The sequence below is a fragment of the Nocardioides sp. WJ219 genome, assembly GCF_058559815.1.
In genome coordinates this window covers 20,602-38,868 of record NZ_JBZUJV010000010.1, presented here as the reverse complement: position 1 = coordinate 38,868, position 18,267 = coordinate 20,602, and the positions used below count along the sequence as shown (strand labels likewise).

General features: G+C 68.8%; 15 protein-coding genes. 9 read left to right on the top strand and 6 right to left on the bottom strand.

Annotated features, from left to right (window positions below; all coding sequences use genetic code 11):
• Nucleotides 1-750 precede the first annotated feature (750 nt).
• From mobF to AC4MBH_RS19685, 4 genes are all read left to right on the top strand, one after another.
• Nucleotides 751-3,447, top strand: a complete 2,697-nt coding sequence (gene mobF / locus AC4MBH_RS19700; protein WP_491797281.1) for a MobF family relaxase — start codon at nt 751-753, stop codon at nt 3,445-3,447.
• A 140-nt stretch (nt 3,448-3,587) separates the two neighbouring features.
• Complete coding sequence (locus tag AC4MBH_RS19695) at nt 3,588-3,821, top strand: hypothetical protein (protein WP_491797100.1); 234 nt, start codon at nt 3,588-3,590, stop codon at nt 3,819-3,821.
• Nucleotides 3,818-4,015 (top strand): helix-turn-helix transcriptional regulator, encoded by a 198-nt coding sequence (locus AC4MBH_RS19690; RefSeq protein WP_491797099.1) that lies wholly within the window; start codon nt 3,818-3,820, stop codon nt 4,013-4,015. Before AC4MBH_RS19695 ends, AC4MBH_RS19690 begins: the two co-directional genes overlap by 4 nt.
• Nucleotides 4,016-4,097: 82 nt before the next feature.
• A complete protein-coding gene (locus tag AC4MBH_RS19685; RefSeq protein ID WP_491797098.1) occupies nt 4,098-5,018 on the top strand; it encodes a hypothetical protein in 921 nt (306 codons plus the stop codon).
• Here the strand turns inward: AC4MBH_RS19685 and AC4MBH_RS19680 are convergent.
• The 5 genes from AC4MBH_RS19680 to AC4MBH_RS19660 form a co-directional block, all read right to left on the bottom strand.
• A complete protein-coding gene (locus AC4MBH_RS19680; protein ID WP_491797097.1) occupies nt 5,015-5,383 on the bottom strand; it encodes a very short patch repair endonuclease in 369 nt (122 codons plus the stop codon). The two genes, AC4MBH_RS19685 and AC4MBH_RS19680, sit on opposite strands and share 4 nt — an antisense overlap.
• A 41-nt stretch (nt 5,384-5,424) precedes the next feature.
• Nucleotides 5,425-6,573: a DNA cytosine methyltransferase gene (locus AC4MBH_RS19675; RefSeq protein ID WP_491797096.1), complete on the bottom strand. Its 1,149-nt coding sequence runs from the start codon at nt 6,571-6,573 to the stop codon at nt 5,425-5,427.
• 920 nt (nt 6,574-7,493) lie between these two features.
• Nucleotides 7,494-8,573 carry a GmrSD restriction endonuclease domain-containing protein gene (locus tag AC4MBH_RS19670; RefSeq protein ID WP_491797095.1) on the bottom strand — a complete coding sequence of 360 codons (1,080 nt, stop codon included), beginning with the start codon at nt 8,571-8,573 and terminating at the stop codon, nt 7,494-7,496.
• Between the two features lie 352 nt (nt 8,574-8,925).
• Nucleotides 8,926-10,035 (bottom strand): tyrosine-type recombinase/integrase, encoded by a 1,110-nt coding sequence (locus tag AC4MBH_RS19665; RefSeq protein ID WP_491797094.1) that lies wholly within the window; start codon nt 10,033-10,035, stop codon nt 8,926-8,928.
• A 375-nt stretch (nt 10,036-10,410) separates the two neighbouring features.
• Nucleotides 10,411-13,167, bottom strand: a complete 2,757-nt coding sequence (locus AC4MBH_RS19660) for an alpha/beta hydrolase (RefSeq protein ID WP_491797093.1) — start codon at nt 13,165-13,167, stop codon at nt 10,411-10,413.
• Nucleotides 13,168-13,349: 182 nt separating this feature from the next.
• On the opposite strand from AC4MBH_RS19660, the gene AC4MBH_RS19655 reads away from it, so the two are divergent.
• The 5 genes from AC4MBH_RS19655 to AC4MBH_RS19635 all read left to right on the top strand — a co-directional run bounded on the left by AC4MBH_RS19655 (nt 13,350) and on the right by AC4MBH_RS19635 (nt 17,708).
• The gene (locus AC4MBH_RS19655) at nt 13,350-13,667 is read left to right on the top strand and encodes a putative quinol monooxygenase (protein ID WP_491797092.1); all 318 of its coding nucleotides are present in this window, start codon (nt 13,350-13,352) and stop codon (nt 13,665-13,667) included.
• Entirely contained in the window at nt 13,664-14,698 is a 1,035-nt protein-coding gene (locus tag AC4MBH_RS19650; protein WP_491797091.1) for an alpha/beta hydrolase, read from the top strand. The genes AC4MBH_RS19655 and AC4MBH_RS19650 overlap by 4 nt, the downstream gene beginning before the upstream one ends.
• Nucleotides 14,695-15,453, top strand: coding sequence for an SDR family NAD(P)-dependent oxidoreductase (locus tag AC4MBH_RS19645; RefSeq protein ID WP_491797090.1), 759 nt, complete (start codon nt 14,695-14,697; stop codon nt 15,451-15,453). The genes AC4MBH_RS19650 and AC4MBH_RS19645 overlap by 4 nt, the downstream gene beginning before the upstream one ends.
• Before the next feature lie 67 nt (nt 15,454-15,520).
• A complete protein-coding gene (locus tag AC4MBH_RS19640; protein WP_491797089.1) occupies nt 15,521-16,408 on the top strand; it encodes an AraC family transcriptional regulator in 888 nt (295 codons plus the stop codon).
• A gap of 73 nt (nt 16,409-16,481) precedes the next feature.
• A complete protein-coding gene (locus AC4MBH_RS19635; RefSeq protein ID WP_491797088.1) occupies nt 16,482-17,708 on the top strand; it encodes a hypothetical protein in 1,227 nt (408 codons plus the stop codon).
• Between the two features lie 45 nt (nt 17,709-17,753).
• On the opposite strand, the gene AC4MBH_RS19630 is transcribed toward AC4MBH_RS19635, so the two are convergent.
• Complete coding sequence (locus AC4MBH_RS19630; protein ID WP_491797087.1) at nt 17,754-18,221, bottom strand: YpsA SLOG family protein; 468 nt, start codon at nt 18,219-18,221, stop codon at nt 17,754-17,756.
• Nucleotides 18,222-18,267 lie beyond the last annotated feature (46 nt).

Sequence of the window (18,267 nt, the reverse complement as noted above, 5' to 3'; positions counted from 1 at the left end):
GTGCTCTGCGGGACCCTCCGGGGGCAGCAGGCCGTCGAGGACCTCGCCGAGGACGCTGTCGGACAACGTGGCGTGGTCGGTCGTGCGGCACGGGTATCGAGTCGCCGGCGAGCTCGTTGAAAGCAGCGCCAAGACGCTTCTTTCCCGGCGGCTCCGGTGCCCATGTCGGAGTCGACTCCGGTTCATTGGGCAGCGCGAGGATAGGCCGCCGAGATTCCTGTGCTCGCTCCGAATGTGCTCCTCGCGACGCGCGCGGCGTCGCTCGAACTTGCGTCGCGTCGACGCTGCGGGCACTCCTAGGTCGACGTCTTTTGGCGCCTCCCTGCAGCGGCCAACGCTGCCGCGCGGCGTCGACTGGGACGGCGACTCAGGTCGCGCAGCGCACTGACTTCGTGCTTCGTGCATGAGCGACCTCGCCCCTGTGCGGGAGCTCGATGGCACACACGGCATGTGCCCGGAGGAGCGCAGACGCCCGGGCTTGTCGTCAGCGACGATCGCCCTCATTCACGTCGTCAACCGCCATGGGTCTCTAAACCGCCATGTCTCGAGTTCGCAGCGATGGCTTGATCTCGTGACGACCGGTGACGGGCTCCGAACCTCCGCCGCCACAAGGCCTCCATGCCTGTAGGAACTCGGCGGCACGCATGCTACGAAGTTCCGTAGATCGATCAGCACGGCCCGTCCCCCTGGGACGGGCCGAGCGTCATTTCAAGGCTAAGTGACGAGCATTGACGGGCGGTGGGCGAGCGGATGCACGGCGGGGTGAAGTTCTACCGCGGCGCCGCAGCCGCCGCGCGCTCGTACGTCGAGTCTGACCGGTCCCGCATCGACGACTACTACCTCGCCGAGGGCACCGGACTCGCCACCCACTACATCGCGACACCGACGCACGGCGCTGACGCCAGCGTCCAAGTGGCAGGAGCGCTCGACGGCGACAGCTACGAGCGCTGGGTCGCCGGCTACGACGTCGCCACCGGCGCCGCGAAGGGTCGGCTCCGCACCGACGAGCACGGGCTGCGGTTCGTCGAGGTCGTCGTCAACGGACCGAAGACGTGGTCGCTCGCGGCCGCCATCCATCCCGCGATTGCCGAGGCCTACGACGCCGCCCAGGAACGCGCCGCCGTCGAGATCATCGGCTGGGTCGCCGACCACGCCACGACGCGCGTCGGACCACGCGGTCGGCAGGTGCAGGTGCCGGTCGAGCGGCTTGAGGCGGCCGTCGTACGTCACCACATCTCCCGGGCCGGCGACCCGCACCGACACCTCCACCTGCAGATCAACGCGCGCGTGTTCGCGCGTGGCGCGTGGCGCGGGCTGCACTCCGTCGGTGTCGTCGACAGCATCGAGGCGATCAACGGGATCGGTCAAGCGACCGTGGCCTGCGACCCCGAGTTCCGCCGCGTCCTGGCTGCGTACGGCTACACGCTCGACGCCCGCTCTGGCGAGGTCGCCGAGCTCGCGCCGTACGCCGGCAAGTTCAGCGCCCGCGCCGCGCAGATCAACCGCAACGTCGACAAGTACGAAGCCGCGTGGCGCACGAACCACCCCGGCCAAGAGCCGGGACCGCGACAGCGGCGTACATGGGACCGGCGCGCGTGGGCTGAGGCGCGACCGGACAAGGTTGTGCCCGTTCACAGTGACGATCTCGCGCTGCGTTGGCGCGAGGAGCTGCGCGACCTTGGGTTCCGTCCTCCGGCGCCGCCGACGGACCCACGTGCGTCGGTCCCGGCTGCGACCCCGATCGCGCGCCTCAACCGTGACGCCGTCGTCGAGCTCGTGCTGGTGCGGCTCGGAGCGCGACGTTCCAGCTGGAATGCTGCCGACCTTCGCGGCGAGTGCGAGCGGATCGTCTCCGACGTCGGTGTAATCGCTGACGGCGTCGTACGCCGCGAGCTGGGGGAGGACCTGACCGCTCGGGCCGTCGCCGCGTCGCGTCCGCTCCTGCACCGCGACGACGTACCCGACCACGTCCGCGCGCTCACCTCGCGTCAGGTACTTGCCGTCGAGTCCGACATCGTCGCCCGGCTGGTCGCACGAGCCGAGCGCCCCGCGGCACCCGCCAAGGTCGGACCCGTCATCGGACGCCACCAGCTCGACCCGGGTCAGCGAAGCGTCGTCGGCGCGCTCCTTGGCACCGCTCGCCTGGTCGTCGTCGAAGGCGCGGCCGGCACCGGAAAGACCACCACCCTCGCGGCGGCGAAGGACGGTCTCGACAGCGACGGCCACCGGCTGGTCGTGGTCACCCCCACCCTCAAGGCCGCGCAGGTCGCGGGCGAGCAAGTCGGATGCGCCGCGTTCTCGGCCGCGTGGCTCGTGCACCAGCACGGCTTCCGGTGGGACGACGACGGACGCTGGCACCGCGTCGACATCGATGGTCGCGCGAGTCCGGATGGGCTCGCGCGGCTGCTGCCCGATGACGTGCTGCTCGTCGATGAGGCCGGCATGCTCGACCAGGACGTCATGCAAGCGCTACTCATCGCCGCCGACGAGTCGCGCGCTCGTGTCGCGCTGGTCGGCGACCGCCACCAGCTGCCCGCCGTCGGCCGCGGCGGGGCCTTCGACCTCGCAATCCGGTGGGCGCAGAATGGGGCCCGCGTCGAGCTCGACGCCGTCCACCGCTTCGTCGACGACACCTACGCCCACCTCACCCTCCAGATGCGTACCGGTGAACGCAGCGGCGACGTCTTCGACGCGCTCGTCGCCCGCGGGGAGATCGTCGTACACCCGACCGAGGTCGAACGGCTCGCGGCCGTCACTGCAGTGGCTGCCGACGACACGCGGGCCGCTCCGTTGCTCATCGCCGACACCCGAGAGCAGGTCGGTCTGCTCAACGCCGCCATCCGCGACGAACGGCGCACGGGCGAGCGGGCCGAAGCGACGACCCTGACCACCTCCGCCGGCGAGCAGCTCAGCCGCGGCGACCGCGTCGCCACACGCCGAAACGACCGCGACCTCGGTGTCGCCAACCGCGACACCTGGACGGTCGCAGCGGTGGGCGACGACGGCTCGCTCGCCGTTCGCGGCCGGTGCGGCGAGCGGACCCTACCCGCCGAGTACGCCAACCGCCACGTCGAGCTCGCCTTTGCCACTACGGTCCACGGCGCCCAAGGCGACACCGTCGACCACGCGCACCTTCTCGTCGGAGGATCGACCGGTGCCGCCTCGGCTTACGTCGGCATGACCCGCGGCCGCCACAGCAACACCGCCCACCTCGTCGCCGACAACCAGGACGAGGCACGCGCGCAGTGGGTCGACATGTTCAGCCGTGACCGCGCCGACCTCGGGCCTGCACACGCCGCCGAGCGCGCGGCCGAGGCGATCGACACCTACGGCCCACAACCGCCGCCGGCCACAGCCGGCCCAGACGACTCCCAACCCCAACGTCCTCGCCCGGAGCACCTGCCCGCGCCAGCGCACCGAACCTCCGCCAGGGGTGTCGATCGATGACGAACAGTGACGAGTCCCGGCCGAAGTGATCGCCAGGGACCCGTTTTTCGCCCTAGCTAAGTGAGAGGACAAATCCCGCCAACCGCGGAACGCGCCGGACCCGACCAACGCGGCCCCGTCCTCGCCGACCGGAGGACCCCATGAACCAGATCTACATCCCCGAGGAGTGGCACGACCAGGCCCTCCTCACCTTCGAGGATTTCTGCGCCCTCATCCACACCCCGCAACGCACCGTCCGCGACTGGCGCCGGCGAGGCGTCGGACCGAGGTGGGCACGCTTCGACGGCTGCGGCCGGCTCTACATCCGAGTCGCCGAGGCCCGGCGCTTCCTCGACTCCGCCACCACGCGCCCGGCGCGAGGTGACGCGCGATGACCAGGAAACGCGAGCTCCCCGTCTACGTCAGCCTCGAGGAGGCAGCCGAGATGATGTCGCTGTCCACCCGCACCATCCGCCGCCGGATCAGCGACGGCACCATCCCGGCATACCAATGCGGCCGGCGCTCCATCCGGCTTCGGCTCGACGAGCTTGAGTCCGCACTCCGTCGAATCCCTTCAGGTAGACGGTGAACTCAACTCGGCCAGACAAATTGGTCGAGATCGAGGGCGCGTACCTCGCGACATCAAGTGTGCGATTCCTTAGGTTCGACGCATGGCAACGAATGCAAGGGTCGACCCCCCACTAAGACGCGCACTCGACGAGGCGGGCCAACGCCCCGAAACACTTCCAGCGAAGGGCGCGAGCTCCAACCAAGCTGTCAAGAAGAACTGGGCTCAACGGTTCAGCAACGCTCTGGCCACTACAGTGGCTGACGAGTTGCGCCGCTCCTACCCGAAGGCACTCGTCACGCCGAGCGCTGATGGTTCCAAGCAGGAGTTCACCGTCGGTGGGAAGGTCGACCGGAAGAAGACCGATGTCGCGGTCCTCGACAGCACTGCTGGTCTGATCGCCGGAGTCTCGATCAAGACCCTTACGTTCAGGGACGCCAGCCAGGACTCGAATACGAAGGAATGGTTGGCGGGCCGTTACCAGAAGAACGTCAAGCGGAACGACATGGAGTTGAGGGACGAGGCCGATACACTCCACCGCCGCCAGCCCTTCGCGGTCCTGACGGCCGTTCTCTTCCTACCCGAGGACGGATGCTGGGACGGAGTCAACGGTCACAGCAGCTTCGCCCACATCGTTCTTACCCTGCGCAAACGAACCGGACGTCAGGAGCCTGATAGTCGCTTCGATCTATTCGAGAACGCCTACGTCGGCCTCTTCGACTTCGAAGGCCACGTGCGGTTCTTCAACGTCCTCCAAGCTCCACGCAAGAACCAGCCTCCTGACGATGATGAAACGCTCAGCCTGGAGCAGTTGATCGATGAGATCGACCAAACCGTCGAGTTCCGCAATACGGGTGTCAGCGGAAAGGAGAAGTACGCGGAGCCTAGGGTCGACTGGTTTCCCCCGGAAGGTTCGTTGCCGTTAGGCATCGAGTACGAACCTAGTCTCGATCTGCAAGCAGTCATCGAGAACGCCGGCGAGTCGGAGGACGATCTAAGGCTATTCGGCGTAGACGACGCCTAACGAACGGCGGACTCGATACGAGCGGCCGCGTCGGCCGGGTCCTCGTGCTCCCAGATGCGCAAGGAGGCCCACCCAATCTCCACCAGACGATGGTCGGTGTCTCTGTCGCGAGCAACGTTGCCCTCGAATTTCTTTCGCCACCAGTCGGCGTTCGCCTTGGGACTTGTGCCATGGATCGGACACGAGTGCCAGTAGCAACCATCGACGAACACGGCGACCTTAGCTCCCGAGAAGAGCATGTCGGCTCGACGTCGAATTCCCTGAATCGGGAGCGGAGCGTCGACTCGGTACCTAAGGCCCTTGGCAAAGACCAGCTTGCGGATGGCAATTTCAGGTGTAGTACCAGATCGCTTCTGCAACTGCATGCGACGGAGAGCATCAGGACTGCTGGGCGTCGGCATTAGACTTAGGCAGTGGCACGGACGTGTGTTGCGACGTCCGCACGGAACTGCGGATCGAAGCGAAGTGTCGACCGCTCCATGCGGCTAAAGAAGCCGGCGGCGCCACGGTGGCTGACCGCTTTAGCCGCAGTGATATCGACGGTCTCAAGCAGGTGCTCGTACGGTACAAGTGTCGGCCACATCGTGACCGGGGACTTGAAGATTTTCCCGTCACCGCCCCAGGCCGCGAGTGGCCACTTCTCAGCGTCGATCTTGATCCCCTCGTTGTGGTCGTGATGTCCGGGGGACACCAGACGGTGACCTAACCACTCGCTGATCCCAACGGTGACGGCGTTGCCGACGAGCTTCCAGCGGGGTCCTTTAGTCTTGCCGAGATCTGCAGCAGAGGTCCAACCGCGGTCGAAGCCTTGTAGTGCCTCGGCGTCCTCAATGAGTGGAGTAACGAGCTTTCGGCCGTCCTCGGCATCCGGGTACCAGATGGCCGGGGGACTTGGGATTCCGATTGTGCTGCCGCCTTTGAGTGTCGGCACCGCGTCATGAGCCCACCCGAGCCCCCGAAGACCCTCGGTCCAGTAGAAACCGTATGCCTTGCCAGTGAAGTAGTCACTGGTCGGCTCGCCGGCATCGTCGACTAGTAAGATGTCGGCCGGGTTCTCAGTTTTGCTGGCCAGCATGATGACTCGCTGGCGGCGCTGCGCCACGCCAGCGCTACGGCTGTCAACCAGCCGGTAGGCCCATCGGTAGCCCAGTTCTTCGAGCCGATCGACCAGGTAGTGCATTGCGCGCCCGCCATCGAGCACAAGCATGTTTCGGACGTTCTCGAACACGAGCCACGTGGGCTGCGCAGACTTCAACAGTCGGAAGACATGACTAACCAGACCGCTCGCCTGCCCGCCGATCCCCGCCGTACGTCCAGCCTGTGACAAGTCAGTGCACGGGAACCCCGCAGCCATCACGTCCACACGTGGAACAGACTTCAGCAGGGAAACGTCGCCCTCAAGCTTGGCCTCCGGGAAGCGGTCGCGAAGCACTTCTTGCGCCGGCGTCCAGTTCTCGACAAGGAGTTCGGCCTCCGCGGCCCCAGCGCGACGCAAGCCCTCCTCGACGCCGCCGATTCCGGCGAACAGGCCGACCGCGGTCGTTGAGGTGCTCATGAGACCCATCTTCGCTCATGAGTGGTTGCAGTGCAGGCGCGACGCGTCGAATGGGTGTTCGATCTTGTGGACCCGTGTCTGTGTTACTGGCTAGCCTGCCCGGAGCCTCGTAAGAGTCCACTGCGAAGTTTGCTGATGACCGCGGCCGCACGTCGGGCAGGGCGCGCCCCCCGCCGACGTGCGAGCACACCGAACACACGTCCCCAGTGCCGTCCACTTGGACAGATGCTTGGTGTACATGCATGCCCGGCATCTGTACGTTCCAGGGGTGGCACGCGCTTTGCCGTCAACGGCGGCGATGCCTAGGCCGGTAGGTGTTCGGTCCGAAGACACGAGCGCGTCCGCTGCGTTCTCTAGTGCGTCCAGAATGAGGGCAAGGTTGGTCTTGGGCTGTCCCGGACGCTGGTACTGGAGCCATCGCGCCGGCTCGGCGAATGCAGCTTGACCCTTCCCGAGACGCTGCATGTAGGCAGAATATGCCTTCTCCCCGGAATGAGCGAGTCGGTTTCGCACAATTTGGAGACGGTCGAGGTGTTCCAAAATCTGATCGCGATTCCACAACCGGATGAAGGGCTGACCGTGGTGCAAGAATAGCACCGATCGATCCACAGTGGACTTGATGGGTAACCAATCGACATAGGCGCGGCCGCCTAGGACTAGATCGTTTACAGTCTCATCGCCAAGACCCCCTACGCGGCTCCGGATATTCGAGATTCCAGACGTGTCTAGTGCGCATTCGTAGAAAAGTTCGCGAACGAATCTTTCGAAGGCGACGTGGATGCTCAGACAGATTGCGTTGGTCGCTACGTCGAGTTCGTGGTTAGAGAGGCCTGCAGGGCCCGTCAACTGTACGAGTTTTGACGCCATTGTTCGAGCGTTGGCGATCTCGACATCGAAGTCGCTGCGAAGAGCGACAGCCGTCACGAAAGAATTTCCCCGAGTGCGTCGGACAAGTAGCTGTAGCGACTGTCTCGAGACGCCTTATCCGAGGCCGAACCACTAATCGCTCGAATGAGGTCTGGATTGGTCTTGCGGTCAGCGTTAACCTTCGCAGCTGCTTTGGCGAGGGCATCCTGTAGAACGCCGGGCGGCAATTGCTCGTATTCAGACTGCCAGGCAAACAGGATGTAGAACCAGCCTCGTGAGCGAAACGTCTTAAGTGGGTCGCGATTGGCGGGCCGCGCGAGCGCGTCGTCGAGAGCTGTCATTGTCTCGTCGAATCTGGCTTCGAGGTCCGACTCCTCTGGCACGGACTCCGCGAAGTCGGTATAGGCAGAGTCTATTTCTACCCGCCCTGTCTTGATGACTCCGTGCATGAGGAGGAGGATTAGCTCGCTCGTGAACTCGACGTCCTTCATGCGCGAAATCTCGCTGTCCCGGAGAATTCTCCAATCGGTCCATCTGCTCTGGTGTCTCCGAGCGAGGCGATAGCACAGATCAGAGAACCGTCCGTCGCGTCGGGCGTACCTCAACTCTTGTGCAGTTAAAGGCGATCCCGTTGAGTTGAGACGATCGTATATCTCTAGTACCTGACCGATAGTGGCGATCGACTCAATCGTGGATACCGAGAGGCGAGTTGATAGGACGCGGTTCATTACTCGCGTGGGCAGCTCGTGAAATCGGTATCCACGATTCGAACGACCTTCGCTGGTGAGCGGGTAGTAGAGCCACTCGTCTGAGTCGTTTCGATCGTCAAGGAGTTCGGGCTCAAGAAAGGCGATGATAGTACGTAGCCTTTGCTGGCCGTCGACTACCCGACGGATAACGTCGGTCGGACCGCCTCTTTCTTCATTCTGCAGGACGATTAGCGGAATCGGGAATCCTCGCACGATACTATCAATTAGGAAGCTCTTGGACTTGGCGTTCCAGACTGAGTCCCGTTGGAACTGGGGCCGCAACTCCAGAGATCCGTCGCGTTGCCAGCCGATGAGATCGCGTACGGCGTATGTGCCCTGATCAGGGACCAGCTCTTCGATCAGTTCGGGGCTTGAGTCGGCCATGACTGAACCTTGCCAGACGAAGGAAGACGAACGTGACAAGTGGACTCGTGGCGTGCAGCCCAGATGACCGGGCGGCGCCGCCGCCCGGGCTCAAGTCCCGCTGCGTCGGTCGGGGTCAGTTGGCTTCGACAGCGCGAGGTTGTAGCTCCGAGATCCGTGAACATTCAGGCACGACACCTCAGCATCTGCGAGTGTCCCGACTGACGCGGAGGCGGAGATTGCGCCCGGAGTGACCCGATTGCGTGGGCAATGCAAGCTGACCTGTTCCGCCGGTCCGAGGTCAAACGAAGACACGAAGGACCACCGGAGTGGCGTCCGGCGGAGCACATGCTCTGTCTGCAGATGGCTGCCTCTACAAGCCAGCAAGCTCCGACAATCGCCGCGCGATCTCGGCGTCGCGGTCGGCGGCGGCGTGCTGGTACCGCATGGCTGCTCCCGGTGTCGTATGGCCGAGACGACCCATCAGTTCTGCGAGGGTCGCGCCGGTCTGGGCGGCCAGGACGGCGCCGGTGTGGCGAAGGTCGTGCCACCGGAGGTCCTCACGGCCCGCCGCCGCGCGAGCGGGGTAGTAGACCTTGTAGAGCGTCGCCGGGGCCATGTGACGGTTGCTGTCGCCTGCAGCCGGGAACAGCAGTGACTCCCTGCCGGAGGCGGTGTGATCAGTGAGGTGGCCCTCCACCAGCGGCAGGAGGTGAGGCGGGATCGCGATATCGCGGACGCCGGCGTCGGTCTTGGGCGGGCCAATGATGAACTCGCCGCCGACGCGGACAACGCCCCGGCGGACCTTCACGCGTCCGGTACGGAGGTCGATGTCCCCGCGGCGCAGCTCGGTCAGCTCGCCGAAGCGCATGGCGCACCACGCGGCTAGCAGCGCCATCAGCTGGTAGCGGTCTGGCAGCGCCTCGACGATCGTCTTGAGCTCCTGGAGGCTGGCCGGTTGGACACGGTGGGCTCGCTTGGCGCTGCCGGCTCCACGAATGTGGGCAGGGTTGTACGGCACGAGCGGATACGGGCGCTCGGAGGCGGCGCTGGCGAAGACTGTGCGGAGCAGGCTGTAGGACTGGGCGCGGATGGTCTCGCGTCCGGGTGCGACGCCGTCGTACCAAGCGTCTACGTCATCGGCCGAGATCCTGTCGATGCGCTCATCGCCGAACGTGGGGTAGATCCACGTGTCGAGGAGCATGCGGTACTGCTGCCGGGTTGTCGGCCGCAGCGCGCGGCCCTGAGTCTTCCTGGTCTCGAGCCACTCGTCGGCGTACTCACGCAGGGTGGGGATCACCTTCTGCCTGGCGGCGCGAGCGGCGGCTTCGGGAGCCCAGAGCTCCAGGCTGATCTCGGCGCGTCGCGCGGTCAGCCACGCAATCGCGTCGTCCTTGGATGCGAACGTCTCAGGAGCGCGATAAAGCTTGCCGTCCGGACCTGTGTAGGCGGCCCGATACCGACCGGAGGCGAGCCGCTCCACACGGCCGAACCCTCGCCTCTTACTCGCCCTCTTCTTGGTCACGTAGGTCTCTCCCAGGTCGATCTCAAGGAACATACGAGGAACAACGAGGAATAACGGGGTCCGAACCTGTCCGGAGGTGTCCACATCTGTCGTCGGCCAAAACGCCCTCTGACCTGCGAGTTTACGACAAACCGGCTCAGAATGGCTCTTGACCCGGACCCGCTTCTCAAAACTTCGAACCCAGTATCGCTCGCCCTATTGAGCACGGCAAAGGCGTATTCCTCAGATCGAATCCCTGCGGTGAGGGAAATTGACGCGATCGCGAAAGCCGATTCGCGGCTCGCTCCATCTCCCCCTTTCGCGGCCGGTGGTCGTCGAACACCTCGGGCCGGGTCAGCGCGCGTCCAGCACCGTGATCGTCTGCGTCGTCCGCTTGTAGTCCACGTACAGCCGGATGGTGAGCTTCTCCACGCCCTCGCGGACACGGTCGGTTCGGGTCGGGAGCCTCAGGTCGAACCTGCGGGCACCTGCCTTGAGGCGGCCGTCGGGCGCGACGTAGAGCCGGTGGAGGGGCTTCGTCATATCGATCTCCGTGCCGACGCGCTTACGCATCCAGGCGGCCCGGATGTCGGTGCCGCGCAGGTCGGTCCCGGGGCCCTTGACGACCGTGCCGCCGACGTGGATGTCGTAGCCCGTCGGCGCGGAGGTGGTGAGCCGGAAGATGATCGGCTGCCCCTCGCGCACGACGCGCTTGACGGGCTTGAAGGTGATGGTCGCGTCGGGGTCGTCGTCGCGCACCGTCAGGCCCCCTAGGTAGTCGTCGGTGGCGATGCCGCGGGCCGGCCAGGCCCGGACCTGGGTGGTCAGGTCGTGGTCGTCGAGCCTGTTGCCGACGTACTCGATCGGGATCGTCCCCGACGTCTGGCCCGGAGCGATGTCGACGGTGAAGCGGCGCCTCGAGCCCCGGTGCTGGCCGAGGGTGGCCATGACGACGCGAGCCGGGCTGGTGACCGTGCCGGTGATGGTGAACGGCACCTGCGCGACCTTGGGGGTCTTGGAGCTGCCCTCGTCGACGACGAGCCGGCCCAGGTCGAGCTGGGGCAGCCGGGCGGCGGGCACGGGCGCGAGTGTCGACGGCGCGGCGGCGAGGTCGGCGACCCAGACCCGGCCCCGCGCGCTGGTCGAGACCAGCTCGACCGAGCGGATGTCGGCGAGGTCGACCCCGGCGAGACCCGTGGCGTCGACGAGCAGCGCTTGTGCCCAGAGCTTGGTGAGGGACGGCGCCTTGAGCAACGCGTCGAGCCGGGTACCGCCGACGGGCTCAACGACGGCGCTGTCGCCGTTGCCGTCGGTGAGGCGCACCCGCAGCCCGACGCCGCTGAACCGGGGGTCGACGATCGTGCGCAGCTCGAGCCGGTCGGTGCTGAGGTCGAGCGGGTCCGCGAAGGTGAGGCCGCCGGTGGCTCCGCGGTTGGTCCAGGACATCTCGAGGAACCTGCGGCTCGGGGTGGGCTCGCCCGCGAGGGCCCAGTGCGGGGTGATCTGGTTGCCCATGCCGCGACCGCAGAGGGCGGAGGCCGACGTCTCGAACGCCGACTTCCCGTTGCAGAGCTGCGTCTTGGCGCCCGACCGGGGCGTGGTCGCAGTAGCCTCGAGACCGGGCCGACGCTGGTCGCGACCGCCGCCGATGGCGTGGCTGCGCACGTCGGCGTCGCCGATCGAGGGCACGGTGACGTGGGACCCGTCGAAGAGCGGCAGGTAGGCGTCGTCGCCGGCGAAGAGCCTGACAGCACCGGCGATGTAGGCCGTGCCCACGCGGCGCTGCTCGCCGGCCTTGAGCCGGCCGGGATGGCGCCTGCCGCAGGGCCCGTCCCCGCCGTACCCGTCGTCGTGGGCGGGTGCGGCGGCGATGCCCGGTGTCCACTCGGTGTTGAAGAAGTTGTGGTTGGCGCCCATCACCAGCACCGAGCTCTTGAGCGAGGTGTCGTCGGTGGCGAGATCGCGGCCGGTGTCGGTGAACTGCTGGCCCTGGATGTCGGAGACGTCGCCGTCGCAGTAGGGCAGCACCGTCACGGTGGGCACGTACGGCGCGGTGTGGGAGGCGAAGTTGGTCGGCGCGAGCAGCACCTGCCCGGCGATCGTGTACGGCGCGCCCAGCGGGACCCCGATGGCGGCGCGGTCGACCCCCTCACCGCCACGGCTGTGCCCGACGAGCACGACCTGGCCGAGGTCGACCTGGTGCCCGGCGGCCAGGTCGACCCAGTGGTCGAGGTGGGCCTCCACGATCGTGGCCCGCGCGCCGGCGCCGCCGTCGTCGAGGCGGTGGTCCTGGGCGTTGATGCCGTTGACCCGCACCGAGACGGTCGTGTAGCCCTGCGAGGCCAGCACCTGCTGCACGTAGTCGTAGCCGAGGTGGCTCGGGATCTCGGCGAACGGCGCCCGGCACGGCCACCTCTCGCTGTAGCTGTCGGGGTTGCCCGGGTCGTAGCAGACGTCGTGGCGGCCGTGCATGAGGAGGACCAGCGGACGTGGCCCGGTCGGCTGGTCGGCCGCCGGCTCCACGACGTGGCCCACCATCTCGATCGGCCGACGCATGCCGGCCACCTTCAGCGGCTCGAGGGTGTAGTCGCTGGTGACCGTGGAGAACGCGCCGCGCTTGCCCGGGTCGGGCGCCGCCAGCGGAGCCCTGTCCGGGGGCGGGCCGGCCGTCTCGCCGCCGGTGTCGGCCGGGTCGGCGGGGTCGAGGCCATGCTCGTCGACGCGGTCACCGGACAGGACGACGTCCAGCTCGGCGGGGTCGGGGCGCTCGGCCGCGGTCACCACGGCGGTCACGGTGCGGCCGTCGTCCTCGATGGTCGGCGCTCCGAACGCGAGCCCGGCGCCGCCGATCGTGGGCCGGTCGGAGGTCATCGGGAAGGCGTCGGGCGCCGTCCACGACACCTCGTAGCGGTCGGCGCCGATCGCGACGACCCGCCACGTCCCCTCCGGGCCGACCGCGGTCGGCCCGGGGCCGGCAGTGGGTGCTGCGGATGGGCCGCTCGGGTCGGGGGCGGCAGCAGCCGGCGCCGGGACCGTCGGTAGCAGGCCCGTCAGGAGGGCGGCAGCGGCCACTGCGGCGAGACGGGCAGGGACACGCGGGGAGATCGGCACCAGCCGACGATAGGTCTGCACACTCCCTTGACGCGGTGACGGGCCAGTTACGTCGCGCGCAGGGTCACAGACGCAGGGAGATGGCCCCTTCTGTGCTGCCGTCGTGGGGCCCGCAGAGGAATGGGCAAGCGGCGCGGAGCATCGGTCTACAGCCGCCGAGGCTTCGTTGGCTTGATGGAGCCATGAACGCAACCTACGGATTCCAGGCCACCATGACCGCCAAGCCAGGGCTGGGGGACCGGCTCGTCGAGCTCCTCCTCAGCGGCCGGCGCGAGGGCAACCCCGGCGCCACCGAGCACTGCCTCGTCTACCTCGTCAGCCGCTCCGCGTCGGACCCGGACGTCGCCCACATCACCGAGGGGTGGACCTCGGCGGAGGACCACCACCGGGTCTTCGCCGAGCCCGCGGCGCAGGCGGTCGTCGCCCAGCTCGCCGACCTCCTCGCCGAGGAGCCGACGTACGCCGACCTCACGCCCGTCGACGGCAAGGTCGTCGCGTGAGCGCCCGGCCCGGGGTCGACCCCGAGCTCCAGGCTCTCCTCGCGACCGTGCCGGAGGGACCCCCACTCGGGCCCGACACCCTCGCGCTGATCCGCCCGTACGCCACCGTCCCGCCCGAGACCGCGCTAGCCGGCCACGCCGTGGACCGGCGGGAGGTGACGGTCCCCGGCGCCGACGGTGCCGAGATCGCGATGACCGTCCTTGCGCCAGCCGGCGGCACCGGCACCGCGGCTGCCCCGTGCATCTACTGGATCCACGGTGGCGGCATGGTGCTGGGCGACCGGTACTCCCAGATCGACGTCCCGCTCGACTGGCTCGCCCGGTTCGGCGCCGTCGTCGTCAGCGTCGACTACCGCCTGGCGCCCGAGGCGAGCGGCACGACCCTCGTCGAGGACTGCTACGCCGGACTCGCCTGGACCGCCGAGCACGCCGCCGAGCTCGGCGTCGACCCCGAGCGGATCGTCGTCGCGGGCGTCAGCGCCGGGGGCGGGCTCGCGGCCGGGACCGTGCTGCTCGCCCGCGACCGCCGGGGGCCGGCCGTCGCGGCCCAGGTCCTGGTCTGCCCGATGCTCGACCACCGCGATGCCACAGTCTCGAGCCACCAGTACGACGACGCCGGTGCCGTCTGGTCGCGCGAGGCCAACGCGTTCGGCTGGGCCTCGGTCCTCGACGGCGTCGGCGAGGTGTCGGCGTACGTCTCCCCGGCGCTGGCGACCGACCTCTCCGGCCTCCCGACGACGTACGTCGACGTCGGCTCGGCCGAGGTCTTCCGCGACGAGGACGTCGCCTACGCGACGCGGATCTGGGAGGCCGGGGGACAGGCGGAGCTGCACGTGTGGGCCGGCGGTTGCCACGGGTTCGACGCGCTGTTCCCCGGGGCCGAGGTCTCCGTGACCGCCCGTCGGGCCCGCAGCGACTGGCTGGCGCGGGTCCTGAGCCACGCCGGGGACGCCAGCCCCGCCACCACCACCGACACCCAACACAACCCGGACAACCACGACAACCGAGAGCACGAGGTCAGCACCGCATGAAGATCGCACTCATCACCGGGGCCAGCGCCGGCATCGGCCAGGCGGCCGCCCGCGAGATCGCCCGCCAGGGGATCGGCGTCATCGTCACCTACCGCTCGCACCGCGCCGAGGGCGCGGAGCTCGTCGCCGCGATCGAGGCCGACGGCGGGAGCGCGGTCGCGCTGCCGCTCGACCTGGACGACGTCGCCAGCCTGGACGGGTTCGTCGCCGACGTCGGCGCCGCGCTGGCGGACACCTGGGGCGTCGCCCAGCTCGACTACCTGGTCAACAACGCGGGCGCCGGCGGCGGCGCACCGTTCGCGGAGACGACCGAGGAGGCGTTCGACCGGTTCCACCGGATCCTGGTCAAGGGCCCGTACTTCCTGACCCAGAAGCTGCTCCCGGTCCTGGCCGACGGCGGCGCGATCGTGAACACCGGGAGCTCCGCGGCCCTGGCCAACCGGGTGACCGCCGGCTACTCGGCCTACGCGGCGATGAAGGGCGCGATGCACACGCTCACGCCGTACTGGGCCAAGGAGCTGGCCGACCGCGGCATCCGGGTCAACGCGATCGCGCCGGGCACGACCCGCACCCGGATCGGCGACGACGCCTTCGCCAAGATGCCCGAGCTCGTCGCGGAGGTCGCGCGCGGCGTGGCGCTCGGCCGGATCGGCGAGCCCGAGGACGCCGCGGCCGTCATCGCGTTCCTGCTCTCCGACGCCGCTCGCTGGGTGACCGGTCAGGTCATCGAGGTCTCCGGTGGCGAACGGCTCTAGGAACGGTTCGAGCCGCGTGCGGCGGCTACGATCGGCGTCCCCGCCGGCTTGGAGAAGGGGAGCGTCGGTGAGCATCGACCGGGTCCGCACCCTCATCGCGGCGCACGCGCACCGCGACGACCTCGGGCTGCCCGGCGTACGCATCGCCAAGGTCACCGACCCGACCGAGCCCACGCCGTCGATGGCGGAGCCGGTCCTCGCGTTCTCGTTCCAGGGCGCGAAGCGGATCGCCCTGGGCGACCAGGTCCACGACCAGGTGCCCGGCACCTTCATGACCGTGGCCGTCGACCTGCCGATCACCGGCCACTACACCGTCGCGTCCCGCGCCGAGCCGTACCTCGGGTTCGCGCTGGAGCTCCGTACGTCGTCGATCGCCGAGCTGCTCGTCGGGGCGGCGTCCGGGCTCCGCGAGGTCCAGGCACCTCCCGAGCCGGGCCTCTCGGTCAACCAGGCGTCCGCGGAGATGGTCGACGCCGTCGCGCGGCTCCTCGCCCTGGCCGACCGCCCCGACGACGCCGCCGTCCTGGCCCCGCTGATCGAGCGCGAGATCCTCTGGCGGGTGCTCACCGGGCCGGCCGGGCCGGCGGTCCGCCAGATCGGGCTGCGCGACAGCAGCCTGACCCACGTCGGCCGCGCCATCCGGCACCTGCGCACCCACGCGTTCGAGCCGGTGCAGGTCGACGAGCTGGCCCGGCTCAGCGGCATGGCGGTCTCCTCCTTCCACAAGCAGTTCCGGACCGTGACCGCGATGAGCCCGATCCAGTACCAGAAGCGGATCCGGCTGCAGGAGGCCCGGCTGCGGCTGTTCCACGGACCCGCCGACATCGCGGCCGTGGGGCACTCGGTCGGCTACGGCAGCGCGTCGCAGTTCAGCCGCGAGTACCGCCGCGAGTTCGGCGTCGCGCCCAGCGTCGACGCCGTCCGGATGCGCGAGGCGGAGCAGGTCACGGCCTGACCGCGGCCGGGCAGGGACGCCACCCGAAGGATTCTCGAAGAGAACCGGAAACGCCGACTCGTACGTTCCGCGCATGACCCGCGCCCTGCCCGCGCCCACCCGACGCCTGTCCGTCCTGGTGGCCGCACTCCTCGTCCTGATCACCCTCGTGCCGACGTACGCCGGCCGCGCCGACGCGCGCCCGCCCGCAGTGACCGGCAGCGTGGGCACCAACAGCGGCGGCTCCGTCGCGGGCCTGACGGTGCGGCTGCGGGCCGTGGCCCGTGGCGGCGGCCCGGGTGCGGTCGTCGGGACCGCCAAGACCAACGCCCAGGGCCAGTTCGCCGTCGTCGGCGGCAAGGCCGGGACGAAGTACTTCGTCGAGCTCCTGCAGGGCACGTTCCAGCGCGGGCTCGCCGGCGGGAGCCAGCGGCGCGTGTGGCAGGCCGCCCTGAAGGACGCCGACAAGTACTTCGGCGGCGCCCACATCGGCAAGGTGTTCGGCGTGCCCGCGTTCGTCCGCGGGGTCTTCGTCGACTCCGAGACCAAGGTCGGTGTCCCCGGCGTCAGGCTGACGCTGAAGGCCCTCGACGGCGACGTCCCCGACATCACGACCACGACCGGCCGCCGCGGCTCGTTCCTGCTGTCCGGCCTGACGCGGGAGGACTGGGCGCTGAAGGTCAAGGGCTCGCCGGTCGGCTACGAGAACGGGGTCTTCGGCTGCGCCTTCGAGGTGGTTCCGGCCGCGTCCGAGTGCCAGTCGAACATCGGCGTCTACCCCAAGAAGATGCGCATCGACAAGGTCACCCGCGGCACCGCCCCGGCGGCGGCTCGGGGCTTCTACAACCCGCGCAAGATCTCCTTCGGACAGGTCGGGAAGGCCCGGGCCGGGATGACGGTCGCCCAGGCGATGGCCACCGGTGAGCTCAACGAGAACGTCCCCGCCGGGGAGTGCGGCCCGATCCGGCTGCAGCCCAAGGCGCCGTTCCGCTACCAGTACGTCGTGCTGACCGTCGGCAACAAGATCGCCGAGATCGACGTCGTCAAGAAGCGCCCCCGCACGCAGCACGACCTCGGGGTCGGCAGCTCCAACGAGCAGGTGCGGAGCGACTACCGGCAGAGGCTGAGCCAGCCCGTCGAGGCCGGCTACGGCCAGTGGGCGCGCTTCGTCAAGACCGGCACCGGCGCCGACCGTCGGTGGATCGGGTTCCTCTTCGGCAACGCGTACGTCGACGACGGTCCCCTGAGTGCCCTCGACAAGGTCACCCTGATCGGCGTGAGCAAGGGCAAGCGCCCCGACCTGATGCTGGACGGGTGCTGAGCGACACGGCCGACGTACGACGCCTCGCCACGTTCCTCGCCTGAGTCAGCCGAGCAGCCGCCCGACCAGGCCCCGCGCCGCGTCGTACGCCCCCGGGTCCTCGCCGGCCCGGGGGCCCGCGACGTCGAGGGCACCCTCGGCCACGGGCACGCCCGCGAGCCACGCCCGCACCGCTGCCGGGTCTGCGCCGTCGGTCACGAGGACGGGCCGGCCGACCGCGCGGGCCACGGCCACGGTCAGGTCGGTGCCGGGGGAGCGGACGCCGCCGCGCCGGACCACCAGGACGGCGTCGCCGGCACGAACGTTGAGCCTGGTGCGCACGGCGGGGTCGGCCGAGGCCGTCGCGCGCAGGTCGGGGTACGCCGCCAGCAGCCCCGGCGGGTCGGGGTGGTCCTCGGCCCAGCCACCGGCCGGGCACCACCCGGCGTACGGGACGCCGCGGGCGATCGCGGCGTCGAGGGCGGCGCGGTCGACGCCGGTCTGGCCGCCGGAGACGATGCGGGTGACGAGCACGGCGTCCATCCTGGGGGACGGGGCTTCGAGGCTCGCTGCGCTCGCA

Excerpts from the sequence above, each read along its gene's own strand:
- AC4MBH_RS19635 (WP_491797088.1), top strand. The coding sequence starts at position 16,482 with ATGACCCGCGCCCTGCCCGCGCCCACCCGACGCCTGTCCGTCCTGGTG.
- AC4MBH_RS19675 (WP_491797096.1), bottom strand. The coding sequence starts at position 6,573 with ATGAGCACCTCAACGACCGCGGTCGGCCTGTTCGCCGGAATCGGCGGC.
- AC4MBH_RS19680 (WP_491797097.1), bottom strand. The coding sequence starts at position 5,383 with ATGCAGTTGCAGAAGCGATCTGGTACTACACCTGAAATTGCCATCCGC.
- AC4MBH_RS19655 (WP_491797092.1), top strand. The coding sequence starts at position 13,350 with ATGAACGCAACCTACGGATTCCAGGCCACCATGACCGCCAAGCCAGGG.
- AC4MBH_RS19685 (WP_491797098.1), top strand. The coding sequence starts at position 4,098 with ATGGCAACGAATGCAAGGGTCGACCCCCCACTAAGACGCGCACTCGAC.
- AC4MBH_RS19645 (WP_491797090.1), top strand. The coding sequence starts at position 14,695 with ATGAAGATCGCACTCATCACCGGGGCCAGCGCCGGCATCGGCCAGGCG.
- AC4MBH_RS19670 (WP_491797095.1), bottom strand. The coding sequence starts at position 8,573 with ATGGCCGACTCAAGCCCCGAACTGATCGAAGAGCTGGTCCCTGATCAG.
- mobF (WP_491797281.1), top strand. The coding sequence starts at position 751 with ATGCACGGCGGGGTGAAGTTCTACCGCGGCGCCGCAGCCGCCGCGCGC.
- AC4MBH_RS19695 (WP_491797100.1), top strand. The coding sequence starts at position 3,588 with ATGAACCAGATCTACATCCCCGAGGAGTGGCACGACCAGGCCCTCCTC.
- AC4MBH_RS19690 (WP_491797099.1), top strand. The coding sequence starts at position 3,818 with ATGACCAGGAAACGCGAGCTCCCCGTCTACGTCAGCCTCGAGGAGGCA.